Source organism: Nigerium massiliense (assembly GCF_000826085.1).
GTDB lineage: Bacteria > Actinomycetota > Actinomycetes > Propionibacteriales > Propionibacteriaceae > Propioniciclava > Propioniciclava massiliense.
Map to the genome: position 1 here is coordinate 1,269,656 of NZ_CCYM01000003.1, position 13,102 is coordinate 1,282,757.

At 71.9% G+C, this 13,102-nt stretch carries 11 protein-coding genes and 1 pseudogene; 6 read left to right on the plus strand and 6 right to left on the minus strand.

What is annotated here, in order from left to right; genetic code table 11:
* Positions 1 to 23 precede the first annotated feature (23 nt).
* Both metB and BN1187_RS12345 read right to left on the minus strand, forming a co-directional pair.
* Entirely contained in the window at positions 24 to 1,181 is a 1,158-nt protein-coding gene (gene metB, locus BN1187_RS12340; RefSeq protein WP_040162146.1) for a cystathionine gamma-synthase, read from the minus strand.
* Positions 1,178 to 1,798 (minus strand): histidine phosphatase family protein, encoded by a 621-nt coding sequence (locus BN1187_RS12345; protein WP_052462668.1) that lies wholly within the window; start codon positions 1,796 to 1,798, stop codon positions 1,178 to 1,180. The genes metB and BN1187_RS12345 overlap by 4 nt, the downstream gene beginning before the upstream one ends.
* A 55-nt stretch (positions 1,799 to 1,853) precedes the next feature.
* On the opposite strand from BN1187_RS12345, the gene BN1187_RS12350 reads away from it, so the two are divergent.
* Positions 1,854 to 2,135 (plus strand): acylphosphatase, encoded by a 282-nt coding sequence (locus BN1187_RS12350; protein ID WP_040162149.1) that lies wholly within the window; start codon positions 1,854 to 1,856, stop codon positions 2,133 to 2,135.
* On the plus strand, positions 2,132 to 2,677 hold the full coding sequence (locus BN1187_RS12355) for a bifunctional adenosylcobinamide kinase/adenosylcobinamide-phosphate guanylyltransferase (protein WP_040162152.1): 546 nt from the start codon (positions 2,132 to 2,134) through the stop codon (positions 2,675 to 2,677). The genes BN1187_RS12350 and BN1187_RS12355 overlap by 4 nt, the downstream gene beginning before the upstream one ends.
* A 10-nt stretch (positions 2,678 to 2,687) precedes the next feature.
* On the opposite strand, the gene BN1187_RS12360 is transcribed toward BN1187_RS12355, so the two are convergent.
* Both BN1187_RS12360 and BN1187_RS12365 read right to left on the minus strand, forming a co-directional pair.
* Entirely contained in the window at positions 2,688 to 3,569 is an 882-nt protein-coding gene (locus BN1187_RS12360; protein WP_040162154.1) for a hypothetical protein, read from the minus strand.
* Between the two features lie 108 nt (positions 3,570 to 3,677).
* Positions 3,678 to 4,484, minus strand: coding sequence for an adenosylcobinamide-GDP ribazoletransferase (locus tag BN1187_RS12365; RefSeq protein ID WP_040162157.1), 807 nt, complete (start codon positions 4,482 to 4,484; stop codon positions 3,678 to 3,680).
* Between the two features lie 185 nt (positions 4,485 to 4,669).
* Here BN1187_RS12365 and BN1187_RS12370 point away from each other — a divergent pair, with 185 nt between their 5' ends.
* From BN1187_RS12370 to BN1187_RS12380, 3 genes and pseudogenes are all read left to right on the plus strand, one after another.
* Positions 4,670 to 5,410, plus strand: coding sequence for a response regulator transcription factor (locus tag BN1187_RS12370; RefSeq protein WP_040162159.1), 741 nt, complete (start codon positions 4,670 to 4,672; stop codon positions 5,408 to 5,410).
* The gene (locus tag BN1187_RS12375; RefSeq protein ID WP_082034688.1) at positions 5,407 to 6,924 is read left to right on the plus strand and encodes a sensor histidine kinase; all 1,518 of its coding nucleotides are present in this window, start codon (positions 5,407 to 5,409) and stop codon (positions 6,922 to 6,924) included. Before BN1187_RS12370 ends, BN1187_RS12375 begins: the two co-directional genes overlap by 4 nt.
* 98 nt (positions 6,925 to 7,022) lie before the next feature.
* Positions 7,023 to 7,937 (plus strand): annotated as a pseudogene (locus tag BN1187_RS12380) (NAD(P)-dependent alcohol dehydrogenase); the annotation flags it as partial.
* Between the two features lie 76 nt (positions 7,938 to 8,013).
* On the opposite strand, the gene BN1187_RS12385 reads toward BN1187_RS12380, so the two are convergent.
* Together BN1187_RS12385 and BN1187_RS12390 are read right to left on the minus strand one after the other, a co-directional pair.
* On the minus strand, positions 8,014 to 8,388 hold the full coding sequence (locus tag BN1187_RS12385; protein WP_072042069.1) for a SpoIIAA family protein: 375 nt from the start codon (positions 8,386 to 8,388) through the stop codon (positions 8,014 to 8,016).
* A gap of 134 nt (positions 8,389 to 8,522) precedes the next feature.
* Positions 8,523 to 11,480 (minus strand): ExeM/NucH family extracellular endonuclease, encoded by a 2,958-nt coding sequence (locus tag BN1187_RS12390; protein WP_072042070.1) that lies wholly within the window; start codon positions 11,478 to 11,480, stop codon positions 8,523 to 8,525.
* Between the two features lie 267 nt (positions 11,481 to 11,747).
* On the opposite strand from BN1187_RS12390, the gene BN1187_RS12395 reads away from it, so the two are divergent.
* Positions 11,748 to 13,100: an MFS transporter gene (locus tag BN1187_RS12395; protein ID WP_040162160.1), complete on the plus strand. Its 1,353-nt coding sequence runs from the start codon at positions 11,748 to 11,750 to the stop codon at positions 13,098 to 13,100.
* Positions 13,101 to 13,102: the final 2 nt, after the last annotated feature.

Genomic DNA, 13,102 nt, shown 5'->3' on the forward strand with positions numbered 1-13,102 from the left:
GAGGTCCATCCTTTCGGTCTGCGCTACGCAGCCCTGTCCAATGCTGCGGTGAGGTCGGCCAGCAGGTCCTCCCGATCCTCGATCCCCACCGAGAGCCGCAGGAGGCCTTCGGTGATTCCCGCCGCCTGCTGCACCTCGGACGGCATGGACGCGTGTGTCATGGTCGCCGGGTGCGCGACGAGCGATTCGACCCCCCCGAGCGACTCGGCCAGCGAGAAGAAGCGTAACCCGTCCAGGAAGGACCGGACGGCCGGCGCTCCCCCGGCCAGGTCGATGCTCACCATCGCGCCGAAGCCCGCCTGTTGGCGGGAGGCGAGGGCGTGGTCGGGGTGGGAGGCCAGGCCCGGGTAGTGCAGCGCCGCGAGCGCGGGATGGTCCGCGATGCCGGCGACCAGGGCGGCCGCGTTCTCCTGGTGCTGCCGCATGCGCACGTACAACGTCCGCAGCCCCCGCAGCGTCAGGTAGGAGTCGAAGGCCCCTCCCGTCAGGCCGAGCGTGTTCGCCCACCAGGCGAGCTCGGCGTGCACCGCCTCGTCCGCCGCCACGATGGCGCCGCCGACGACGTCGGAGTGGCCGTTGAGGTACTTCGTGGTGGAGTGCACGACGACGTCCGCGCCGAGTTCGAGGGGCCGCTGCACGGCCGGCGAGCAGAACGTGTTGTCGGCGACGACGACGCCGCCCGCCTCGTGCGTGGCGCGGCTGACCGCGGCGATGTCGGTGAGGCGCAGCAGCGGGTTGGACGGCGTCTCGATCCAGACCGCGGTCGGCCGCAGCTCGGCGATGCGCTCGCCGGCGTCCTGCGCGGTGAGGTCGAGCTTGACCGCCTTGAGGTGGCCGCAGCGCTCCAGCGCGTCGAACAGCCGCCAGGAACCGCCGTAGCAGTCGTGGGGGTAAGCCAGGGTGGACCCGGCCGGCAGCAGCCCGTGCAGGACAGCGCTGGCAGCGCCCATCCCGGAGGCGGTGATCGTGCCGCCCGCCCCGCCCTCGAGGCCGGCCACGGCCTGGCCCAGCAGGGCGCGGGTCGGGTTGCCCGCCCGGCTGTAGTCGTAGTCTCGCGGCTCGGCCAGCCCCCGGAAGCTGTAGTTGGTCGACAGGTAGATCGGCGGCACCACCGCCCCCTGCGAGGTGTCCTTGTCGATCCCCGCCCGAACGCTCGTCGTGATGCGTGACTGCTGGGTCATGACGTCCTTTCTCTGCCGGCTGTCGTCCCATCTTCCCTCGTCGGGCGCGCCTTGGGACCCCGCGTCTGCCTGGTGAGCCAGGGCACGGTGCGGACGCCGCCGTTGGGCAGGGTGTCCCAGCGGACCTCGCGGGCACCGCGTCCTTCCAGCACGGCGAGCGCCACCTGGATCGCGAGGCCGTGGCTGACCAGGACGACGTGATCGGTGGGTGCCGGCCGCAGCCGCGCGAAGAATTCGGACAGCCTGGCGTGGACGTCCGCGACGCTCTCGCCTCCGCCCCAGCGCACCTCGTTCGGGTGCACCCCGGCGGGCGGCACCTCGGGACGCAGGTCCGCCGCCACCAGACCGGTCAGCGATCCCGCGTCCTGCTCGCGCAGCGCAGGGTCGGCCGACGGGGCGAGCCCCAGCGCCTCCCCGAGGACGGCCGCGGTCTGCCGGGCGCGCAGCAGGTCGGACGCGATCAGCCGGGTGACCCCGGCGTCCGCCAGCGCCTCGGCGGCGACGCGCGCCTGCGTCAGGCCGAGCCCCGTCAGCGGCGGATCGCCCTGGCCCGGGACGCGTCCGGATTCGTTCCAGGTGCACTGGCCGTGCCGGACGAAGCTGATCCGCGCGCCCACGCTCCCCCTCCCGCGGCGCTGTCGGCACGACGGCGCCACCTCCTAGACTGCCAGGATGAAACGCGTCACAGTGTCCGTCGACGGCGTCGTCCAAGGCGTCGGTTTCCGCTGGTGGGTCGCCCGCGAGGCCGATCGGCTCGGGCTCGCCGGCTCCGCCGAGAACCTCCACGACGGGAGCGTCGAGGTGGTCGCCCAGGGTCCGGCGCAGGACGTGGACGAGCTCGTCCGGCTGCTGACCGACGAGCGCGCGCCCAGCGGGCGGCCCGGCGTCGTGCGCCGGCACCGCGTCACCGAGGAGGAGCCGCAGTCGGGCACGACCCACTTCGAGACGCGGTGAGGACGCCCGCGACCAAGACGCTCGTGACCGGGGGCGTGCGCTCAGGCAAGTCCCGCCACGCTGAGGAGCGCTGCGCCGCCCTCTCCCCGGTGCTCTACCTGACGCCCGGCTACCCGGCCGACCCCGCAACCGACCCCGAATGGGCGGCGCGGGTGCAGGCGCACCAGCGCCGGCGCCCGGCCGCGTGGACGACCGTCGAGACCGTCGACCTGGCGTCGGCCCTGGCGTCCGCGGACCGGCCGGTGCTGATCGACTGCCTGGGGACGTGGCTCACCCGCTCGATCGACGGCTGGGACGGCTGGGAGCGCCCGGCGGAGACGTGGCGGCCGCTGTTCGACGAGGCGCTGACCGCCCTGACCGACGCATGGTCCGGCCTGGAGCACCCCGCGGTCGCGGTGACGAACGAGGTGGGCTGGGGCGTGGTGCCGGCGACCCCTTCCGGACGGCTGTTCGCCGACCTTCTGGGCACGGTGAATCAGGCGATCGGTCGCCTCAGCGACGAGGTGGTGCTCTGCGTGGCGGGACGGACGCTGCTGCTCTGACGGCGTCCGCTCAGCGGGTCAGCTGCATGGGGATGCAGCGGTTCTTGAGCTGATCCTGGGGCAGGCTCGGGAACTGCCGCGTGCACCAGGCGCGCACGGCCTCGGGGGTCCTGAAAGAGGGGTCGGTGGCCACCGTCATCCAGTACGGGGTGCCGTGGTAGTGCCGGTGGGTGCCGAACGTGGTGCTGTCGAGCAACCGCACCGGCGTGGGCTGCAAGCTCGCGCGCAACTCGCGGTGCTCGGCGAGGATGGCCGCCGCCCGGAACGTGTGGCTACCGCGGTCATCCACCTGCAGCGGATCGGTGATGCCGTCCCACTTGGACGCCAGCCTGGCGACGTAACGCCCGTCGAACGTGAGACTCGCCATGTCGGACCGGCTCAGCCGGTGCAGCTCGGTCACGGCCGCCTTCTCCTCGCGCGCATCGCCGGGGCTGGGCGGCCCCGAAGGGTCGAGCGACGCTCCGCCGCCGTCCGGGGCGGCGTCGCCGGCGACCGGGGCGGTGACGAGCCCGGGCGCGTTGGCGGGCACGCTCTCCACGGTCATGGTCGCGTTGCGGCCGAGCACGAGGTACCACAGGACGAACACCATCGCGGTGGCCACGACGGCGATGGCGGCCACGGAGGTCGGGTGGAAGGAGGGCCGACGCGGCGTCCTGGACGGGCGCCCGGCCGGAGGCGACGGCTCGGCTTCAACCGCGGGGGGCTCGGCGATGGCCAGCACCTCGGTGGGCTGATCGGCGGCGTCGGGAGGCTCCGCAGGCGCGTCCACGGCGGCCGGCTCGTCCTGGCGGCTGGGTTCGACCCGCGGCGAGGAACGGAAGATCGAGTCGAAAAAGTGCTCGCCGACACCCGCGCGTTCGGGCGCGCGGCGCTCAGACCACCCCTCCGCCATACAGGATCTCCCCGTGCCACTAGTCCAACGGGGGGATGCCTCCCCCCGGGTATTTCTCCCAGTGAGTGTGCCACGCGGGCCCTCGCCTTGTCAGGCCGGCCCCGTGCGTCACGGGGCGAAAGGCTCGGATCCGATCAGCGAAACCCCAAGCCAGACGGCCGTCGCGATCTCCACGAGACAACCGAGCACATCTCCGGTGATCCCGCCCAGCCGGCGGCGCACCCAGGCCAGCACCCCGAAGGCGGCGGCCGCCCCCGCGGCCGCCGCCAGCAGGCCGCTCCACCAGGGACGCCCCGCGAGCGGTGCCGCGAGGACCGCCAGGTCGGCCACGACGAGCCAACCCACCAGGCACAGCCACGTGGGCACCGTTCCCGCGACCGTGGCGCCCAACCCCTCCGGCCGTGCGGCCGGCACGCCCCGGCGCGTGCCCAGCATCAGCGCCGTCCGGGATCCGGCGAACGCCACGGCCACCGCGACCCAGCCGCCCGGGGCGACCAGGAGCGCCCCGGCGCAGGACGCCTGCAAGCCCAGCACCACGATCAGCGTCGTGGCGCCCATCGGGCCGATGTCGCCGCGCCGCATCACCTCGAGCGCGCGCTCGCGATCCCAGGACGCCCCGAGCCCGTCGGCGGTGTCGGCGAGGCCGTCCGCGTGCAGGAACCGGGTGCCCAGCGCCAGGGCACCCACGCAGACCAGGCCGCACGCCAGCGCCGGGAGCCCCAGCCAGGCCAGCGCGCCGCCGAGTAGCGCCGCGACCAGCGCGACGGGCAGCACGGCGATCGGCGCGAGCGCCATCGCCAGCCCGGCCGCGCCCGCGTCGATCGTCTCCGGCGGGCGCGTGGGTAGCACCGTCAGCGTGCCGAGCGCGAGCCGCCAGCCGTCCCGCGCGACGCCCGGGCGCGTCGAGGCGCTCACCGCGTCCCCCGGCCCAGCCGGACGCGCCGCCGAAGGCGCGCGGGAGACCGGGCTGCCGAAAGCTTGACACAGGAGTCCACGGCGGCCATCCTCCCACCCGCCGCCGTCCCCTGGGACCGGGCTTTCACAGCGAACACACAGGGAACCGACAGCGAGCGCGTACCCGGCGATGTCAGAGTGTTCGCGTGACATCACCAGCATCCCGAGCCCAGGCCGAGGCGCTCACCCGGCCCGACGGCACGCCCATCCGCATCCTCGCCGTCGATGACGAGGCCTCCCTGACCGAGCTCCTCGCGATGGCGATGCGCTACGAGAACTGGGACGTCACCACCGCTGCGTCCGGGCTCGCCGCCGTTCAGGCCGCCCGCGACGTCCGCCCGGACGCCATCGTGCTCGACATGATGCTGCCCGACTTCGACGGGCTCGAGGTGATGCGCCGCATCCGCGCCGAGCAGCCGGACGTCCCCGTCATCTTCCTCACCGCCCGGGACGCCGTGGACGACCGCATCGGCGGCCTGACCGCCGGGGGCGACGACTACGTCACCAAGCCCTTCAGCCTCGAGGAACTCATCGCCCGGCTGCGCGGGCTGCTGCGCCGCTCGGGCGCGACGACGACGCGGCCGTCCAGCCAGCTCGTCGTCGGCGACCTGTCGCTGGACGAAGACTCCCACGAGGTCACCCGCGGCGGCGAGGAGATCAGCCTCACCGCCACCGAGTTCGAGCTGCTGCGCTATCTCATGCGCAACCCGCGGCGCGTCCTGAGCAAGGCGCAGATCCTCGATCGGGTGTGGCACTACGACTTCGGCGGCCAGGCCAACGTCGTCGAGCTGTACATCAGCTACCTGCGCAAGAAGATCGACGCGGGCCGGGCACCGATGATCCACACGCTTCGCGGCGCCGGCTACATGCTCAAGCCCGCAGCATGACCTCTCCCCCGGACGACCGGACCGGCGCCACCGACGCGGCGCCCGAACGGGCTGCGGTCGCGCTGACGCCCGTGCGCCCGCTCGACCGCGGCACCATGAGCCGGCAGCTGATCATTCGGGTGACGACGCTCGTGGCCGTGGTCGCTGTCGCGCTGGGGGCGCTGACACTGCTCGCGCTGCAGGGCATCCTGCAGGGCCAGGTGGACGACCAGCTGCGCACGTTCATGGTGCAGGCCGACAAGGGTCCCCCCGGACAGGACGGCGGCCGGGCGGGGCGTCCGATCGGGCGCCAACTCGGCTTCGTCCAATACGGGGACCTGGCCACCTGGGACTCGGCGACGACGGTGCGCACCGGCATCATCCAGCAGTCGAGCGGCCCCGCGCTGGTGACCGCCGCGCAGGCCGCGCAGCTGGAGGACGTCCCCACGACGAGCAAGCCGACCACGATCGCCCTGGACGACCTGGGCACCTACCGGGTGATGGCCCGCACGAGCGGCGGGCAGCTGCTGGTGGTGGGACTGCCCATGTCGTCGGTGCTGGCGCCCGTGCGGAACCTGGCGCTGGCCGCCGCTGCGCTGACCGTCGTGGCGATCCTGATCGCCTTCGCCGCGGCCCGGCAGGTCGTCACCGGCAGCCTGCGGCCGCTGCGACGCCTCGCGACGACCGCGAACACGGTCTCCGGGCTCGCACTCGACCGCGGCGAGGTGACCCTTCCGGTCCGGGTGAGCCCCCAGGACACCGACCCGCGCAGCGAGGTCGGGCAGGTCGGCCTGGCGTTCAACCACATGCTCGACAACGTCGAGGGCGCGCTGGCGGCCCGGCAGCGTTCCGAGACCCAGGTGCGCCAGTTCGTCGCGGACGCCTCGCACGAGTTGCGCAACCCGCTGGCGTCCATCAAGGGCTACGCCGAGCTGACCCGCCGCAACCGCGACGAACTACCGCCCGCGACGGGCCACGCGCTGGGCCGCATCGAGGCGGAGTCGGAGCGCATGTCGGCCCTCGTCGAGGACCTGCTGCTGCTGGCCCGGCTCGACTCCGGGCCCGCCGTCGACCGGACGCCGACCCAGCTCAACGAGGTGCTCGCCAACGCCGTCTCGGACGCCCAGGTCGCCGGCCCCGACCACGACTGGTCGCTGTCGCTGCCGGACGAGGACGTCGTGGTGCTCGGCGACCCGTTCCGCCTGCAGCAGGTGGTCGCCAACCTGCTCTCGAACGCCCGGACCCACACGCCGGCCGGCACGGCGGTGGAGACGTCGCTGGCGCGCCTCGGCCGGGAGGCCGTGATCCGCGTCACCGACACCGGACCGGGCATCCCGCCGGAGATCATCGAGCGCGTCTTCGAGCGGTTCACCCGCGCCGACAGGGCCCGGGCCCGCCAGGGCGGCGGCGCCTCCAGCACCGGGCTGGGCCTCGCCATCGTCCAGGCGGTGATGGCTGCGCACGGCGGCACCGCGTCGGTCGCCTCGGTACCGGGGCGCACGAGCTTCGAGCTGCGCCTCCCCCTGGCCGGCTGACCGGCCCCCTCGCCGGGTGGACGGCTTCTTTCTGCGCCCGGGTGGCGCAGCACACTGGACGGGTCAACGCGCCCCAGCCGAACACGAGAAGAGGCACCATGTCCCAGGTCACCGCGTACGCCGTCGATTCGCCCGACGGCGCGTTCCACAAGACCACGATCGAGCGCCGCGAGCCCGGACCCACCGAGATCGTCATCGCCATCGCCTACGCCGGCATCTGCCACTCCGACATCCACACCGCGCGCGGCGAATGGGGCCGCGTCCCCTATCCGCTGGTCCCCTGGCACGAGATCGCCGGCGTCGTCTCCGCGGTGGGCTCCGGCGTGACCAAGCACGCGGTCGGCGACCACGTCGGCGTCGGCTGCTTCGTCGACTCGTGCGGCGCGTGCGAGTTCTGCCTGCAGGGGCAGGAGCAGTTCTGCACGGGCGAAGGCGGCACCGTCTGGACCTACAACGGCACCGGGCGCGACGGTCGTCCCACCGAAGGCGGCTATTCCGCGGCCATCACCGTCGAGCAGGACTACGCCCTGAAGATCCCCCGGGCGATCGACCTGAGGGACGCCGCCCCGCTGCTCTGCGCGGGCATCACCACCTATTCCCCGCTGCGCCGCTGGGGCGCCGGCCCCGGAAAGTCGGTCGGCGTCATCGGCATGGGCGGGCTGGGCCACGTCGGCGTCCAGATCGCCGCGGCGCTGGGCGCTGAGGTCAGCGTGCTGTCGCGGACGATGGCCAAGGAGGCGGACGGTCTGAGGTTCGGCGCCACCCACTGCTACGCGACGCAGGACACGGAGGCCATGCGCTCCCTTCGCAACACGTTCGACCTGTTGCTGTGCACGGTCTCCGGCACGGACGAGGTCGACCCGTACCTGCGCCTGCTCAAGCCGGGCGGCGTCATGGTGGACGTCGGCCTGCCCGAGCATCCCGTCCAGTTGCGGATGGGGTCGCTCGCGGGCGCCAACCGGGTGCTGGCCGGCTCGAACATCGGCGGCATCCCCGAGACCCAGGAGATGCTCGACTTCTGCGCGGCCCACGGCGTCCGGCCACAGCACGCGTGGCCCCGGGGTATCCCCGGGGCCACGTTCATCACGGTCAGGATCGCCGGGACTCGTCCTGAATCCAGGCGAAGGCCGCGTCGAAGTCGTCGGTGTCGAACGTCTTCAGTTCGACGGGAAGCAGGTGGCCGACCGCATCCGTCACCCGCTGGAGCGTCGGGGAGTCGCCCAGCACGGCGCAGCGCTGGACCTTGCCGATCAGGCCGACGCTCTTGAGGTCTTGCCACAGGGCGCCGACATCGATGCCGCGCCAGTCGATATTGCGGTAGCGCTCGATGATGCGGACCGTGCCGTGCCGCTCGATCACCCGACGCACGGCGTCCTGGCAGGCGCGCAGTTCGTCGGCGTCGAGCGCCCCGTCGAAATCGATGGTGACGAGGTTGGTGTCCTCGTGAACCTTTGTCGTCAGCATGCGTCCTCCTCACTCTCCCGCGGGCGGACGCCGCCGCCCCGTCCAGCCTGCCAGGTACGGCGCGTCCGGAACACTCCTAAACGCGAACCGGGGGCCGGCGCAGAACGCGTCGGCCCCCGGCTGTCAGGTCGCCGTCAGGCGGGCGGGTTGATCAGGGCGCTCTTGGCGACAACGTCGCCCTTGGCGTCGATCAGGACGGCGCTGGCGCCCGACCAGCCGGCCTGGTTGGCGCCCGACCACCAGTTCATCGCCGACACGGTGGTCGTCTGCTTCTGGCCACTGCGCGTCCAGGTGATGCGCAGGCGCGCACCCTCCGGAACCGCACCGGTCACCTTGAACCCGAAGGCGTTCTTGGTGACGCCGTAGGACGAGATCACCGGGCACGACTGCGGGTTGATCGGGGCGCCGCTGGTGGCCAGGACGGTGCCGTCCGCTGCGACCAGGGTCGCCTTCGCGTTGCTCCAGCCGGCCTGGTTGTTGCCCGACCACCAGGGGAAGTTGGTGACCGTGGTGGTCTGGCCCTGGCCGTCGCGCTCCCAGGTGACCTTCAGGCGGGCGCCCGCGGGCACGGTGCCCTCGACCGCGAAGCCGAAGGAGTTGCAGTCGGACGCGGTGGCCTTGACCGCCACCGGGCTGGTCGCGGCCGCGGCCTTGACCCCGACGACGACCGGGTCGTGGTCGGAGCTGGCGAACGCGTTCGGGGCGTAGAAGTCGACCACGTTGTAGTTGCGCCGGCTGTACTGGAACGCCACGGACTCGTCGCCGTTGATGTCCCACACGGACGCCCCGGTCACCAGGGCCAGGGCCTTCGCGTTGGCGAACGCGTGGTCGAGCGAGCCGAGGCGTCCCGAGAACTGGTAGCTCGCGGAGCCCTCGTCGAACTTCTTGGCCAGGTTGGTGAAGCCGGCCGACTCGATGATCCGGACGGGCGTCTCGGCGCTGTAGGAGTTGAAGTCACCCATCAGGAACACGGCCTCGTCGGCGAACTGCTGGCCGACCCACGAGGTCAGCTGGCGGGCCTGCGCCTCGCGCGACGGGTTGGACAGGCCCTGGCCGGTGCCGTCGTCCGCGCCGGAGCCCTTCGACTTGAAGTGGTTGGCCACGACGACGAACTGGGTGCCGGAACCGGTCACCGAGAACTTCTGCGCCAGCGGGTAGCGGGCGTTGGCGAACGCGGTGTCGACGTCGATCAGCGACGGGCCCACCGGCTGCACCTTGCTCGGGTCGTAGATGAACGCGGTGCGTATGACGTCCTCGGACGTGGGAACGGCCGTCGGCGACGGCACGTAGGCCCAGCGCGTCGTGCCGGCGGCGGCGTTCAGGCCGGCGACGAGGTCGGCGAGCGCCTTGTCGCGGTTCTGGCCGGGCAGGTACGAGATCCCCGCGGAGTTCTCGATCTCCATGAGCGAGACGACCTCGGCGTTGGTGCCGTTGATCGCCGAGACGATCTTCGCCTTCTGGTCGGCGAACGCCTTGGCGGTGTAGGCGCCGCGCACCTGACAGTTGTTGGTCGCCACCGGGTTGCCGTTGCGGTCGGCGTAGGCGCGGCAGCCGGACTCGTTCTCCCCGAGGTCGCTGAAGTAGTTCAGCACGTTGAACGACGCCAGCTGGACGTCGCCGCCGACCGCCGGAACGGTGGCCTCGCGGTCGTTCTCGGACGCCACCGGGATGTTCGGGCTGTCGGAGCCGACGACCTGGCCGGTGGGCTGGTAGTTCCACTGGAACCGGTAGTCGAGGATCACCGGCTTGGTGAAGGTGACCTGGGACGCGGTCCGCATCGGGGTGGTCGCCGACAGGTACGGCAGCGGGGAATCCTGGGCGGTCTTGTTCGTCAGGTAGTTCCAGGACGAGCCGTCATCGAGGGTGATGTACTTCTTGACGTTCTCCGCCTCGTAGGCCGCGGCCGCGGCGCCGGGCGCGACCACGTCGGTGGCCTGGTAGAGCGGCTTCGTGCCGACCGCGAGGCCGATCTGGCCGTACTGGTTGGCCTGGTAGTTGTTCGTGATCGTGTAGGTGCCCTCGGGCTGCACCAGCATGCCCTCGTAGGCCTCCTTGTCGGCGTCCGTGGCGGGCAGAGTCGCCAGGGGCGTGGGCTTGACGGCCGCGCAGCCCGTCTGCGGGGTCGCGGTCACGTTGGTGAGCTGCGTCAGGTCGTAGTACTCGGTGGCGGTGCCGCTGACGTCGATGCAGGTGCCGATGGGCATGGCGGCCAGCGTGTCGGAGAACACGAAGATGCCGTCGGACGCCTGGCCGGCCGTCTTGGCGGTGCCACCGGAGCCCGGGGTCTGGATGTAAACGCCCCGGAAGCCGCCGGTCGGGTACGCCGCGGTGATGACGCCGCGGGTGGTGACGGACTGGCCGGCCAGCGGGGTCGCGCTGCCGGTGCCCTGGATCTCCGCGATGGACTTCGACGCGCCCGGCTCAGGAGTCGGGGTCGGATCCGGATCCACCGGCCCGCCAGCCGAGGAGCTGTTCTGCGGCGTCACCGGGGCGCTGAAGGAGAAGTCGGCCGCGTTGTTGTCGGTGTCGGCGCCGTTGGCGCGGTTCAGCGAGCCCGGCGTGGTGTTCGAACCGTCGTAGGCCGCCGCCGCGGTCTCGGGCGAGTTGGACGTCCCGTAGCCGAGCTTGTCGATGACGGACGCGGTGGTGTCCGGGTTGATGGCCGTCGCGGCCTTCGCCAGGTACACGGTGCCGGTGGTGCCCGAGGGGTTGATGCCGGTGGCGGTCTGGTCGGGGGCGGGCAGCGCGGCGCCGGTGGTGCCGTTGCTGCCGAGCTGGACGAGGAAGTAGCCGCCGGCCTTCACCGTGCCGGTGAGCGCGGCGACGCCGCTGGCGTTGCCCGTCCCGGTCGCGGAGCGGTACTGCAGCGAGGTCCCGGCCAGCGCCACGTCGGCGCCGGTGGGGTTGTAGAGCTCGACGAACTTGTTCGCGAAGGGCTGGTTCGCGGACCCGCCGCGACCGTAGAACTCGTTGATGACGATGTGGTCGGCGGCGGCGTGGGCCGTGGGTGCGACCGCGATCAGGCTGGCCGCCGTACAGGCGACGGCCGACAGCACCGCGAAGGCGCGGCGTGTGGTGGAGGCAGGGGGCATGTGAGGGATCTCCTTGGACACGGGAGGGTGTGCTGACAAGCGGCGCGACGGGCGTCGCCCCGGGCAAGTTATCGCGACCGCCGTCCCTCGAGGTCGTCACCGGCAAGAGTTCACCGAAAGGTCGCCTGCCGTGCCCCGAAGGCGCCGGGCCTGTTCCAAACGTCCGTGGCCATGCACAGTTTTCCCCATCTGAAGGCGGGGCTCCCTCCTGCCGACCCCGGCGGTACGTTGACCGAATTGAAATCGCCTGTGCCACGAGGAACAACGATGACCGATGCGCCCGGCGTAGCCGCCGAGTACCAACCCACGCCCGCCGAGATCCGCCGAGTGGTGTGGAGTTCGTTCCTGGGCACCGCACTCGAGTGGTACGACTTCTTCCTCTTCGGGACGACCGCCGCGATCGTCTTCGCGCCCTTGTTCTTCCCGGCCTCCAGCCCGACGGCTTCCACCCTGCAATCGTTCGTGGTCTTCGCGGTGGGCTTCATCGCGCGCCCGTTCGGGGCCGTTCTGTTCGGCCACTTCGGCGACCGGCTCGGGCGCAAGGGGACGCTGATCGCCACGCTCACCGTGATGGGCACGGCGACCACGCTGATGGGCGTCCTTCCCGATTACCACACGGCGGGAATCGTCGCGCCGGTCCTGCTGACCCTGCTGCGCTTCGTCCAGGGCCTCGCGACCGGCGGCGAATGGGGCGGCGCGACGCTCATGGCGCTCGAGTTCGCCCCCGAGAAGGAGCGCGGCCTGTACGCCTCCGTCGTCCAGATGGGCTCGCCCGCCGGCAACATCCTGTCCACCGGCGCCATCGCCCTCGTCCTGGCGCTCACCGGGCCGGCGTTCCTGCAATGGGGCTGGCGCATCCCCTATCTGCTGTCGATCGCGCTCGTCCTCGTGGCGCTCTGGATGCGGTCGGGGCTCACGGAGAGCCCTGAGTTCGCCAAGCTGGCCGACGCCAACGAAGTGCAGAAGCTGCCGTTCTTCGACCTCGTGAGGGAGGCCTGGCCGCGCCTCCTCGTCGCCACCATGTCCTACCTCTACGGCATCGCCGGATTCTTCATGATGACCACCTACGGCATCAGCTACGTCACGCACAACGTCGGCGCCAACCCCCAGATCGCTCTCAACGCGATCCTCGCCGGCGCGGTCGCCGAGGTCTTCACGCTCTGGTTCGCCGGGCGCACCGCCATGAGGATCGGCCCGGTCAAGACCGTCGCGCTCGGCTATCTGGCCGCGGCGATCGGCACCGCGCCGTTCTTCTTCCTGCTGGACACGGGCAACATGACGATCATCGCCGTGGCGTTCGTCCTCGGGCTCGGGCTGTCCGGCATCCCCTACGGACCCGTCGGCGCCGTGATGAACAGGCTGTTCCCCCGCCGCTACGCCTACTCGGGCCTCGCGGTCGCCGCCAACCTGGCCGGCCTGATCTCGGGCTTCATGCCGTACATCACCGCGACGGTCACGCAGGCGACCGGCGGCTCCGCCTGGGGGCCGACCGTCCTCATCGTCGGCATCGCGTTGATCTCGTTGGTGGGCGTGATCATCGCCGGAAAGATGATCGAATCGGATTCCACCGACCGCCCGATCGGCCTCAAACCCGCCCACGACTACAGCGTTCAGGAGTGATC

What these genes read in the sequence shown, in the direction of transcription:
- BN1187_RS12385 (WP_072042069.1), bottom strand. Translation starts at nt 8,388, where the DNA reads ATGCTGACGACAAAGGTTCACGAGGACACCAACCTCGTCACCATCGAT.
- BN1187_RS12390 (WP_072042070.1), bottom strand. Translation starts at nt 11,480, where the DNA reads ATGCCCCCTGCCTCCACCACACGCCGCGCCTTCGCGGTGCTGTCGGCC.
- BN1187_RS12375 (WP_082034688.1), top strand. Translation starts at nt 5,407, where the DNA reads ATGACCTCTCCCCCGGACGACCGGACCGGCGCCACCGACGCGGCGCCC.
- BN1187_RS12360 (WP_040162154.1), bottom strand. Translation starts at nt 3,569, where the DNA reads ATGGCGGAGGGGTGGTCTGAGCGCCGCGCGCCCGAACGCGCGGGTGTC.
- BN1187_RS12395 (WP_040162160.1), top strand. Translation starts at nt 11,748, where the DNA reads ATGACCGATGCGCCCGGCGTAGCCGCCGAGTACCAACCCACGCCCGCC.
- BN1187_RS12350 (WP_040162149.1), top strand. Translation starts at nt 1,854, where the DNA reads ATGAAACGCGTCACAGTGTCCGTCGACGGCGTCGTCCAAGGCGTCGGT.
- metB (WP_040162146.1), bottom strand. Translation starts at nt 1,181, where the DNA reads ATGACCCAGCAGTCACGCATCACGACGAGCGTTCGGGCGGGGATCGAC.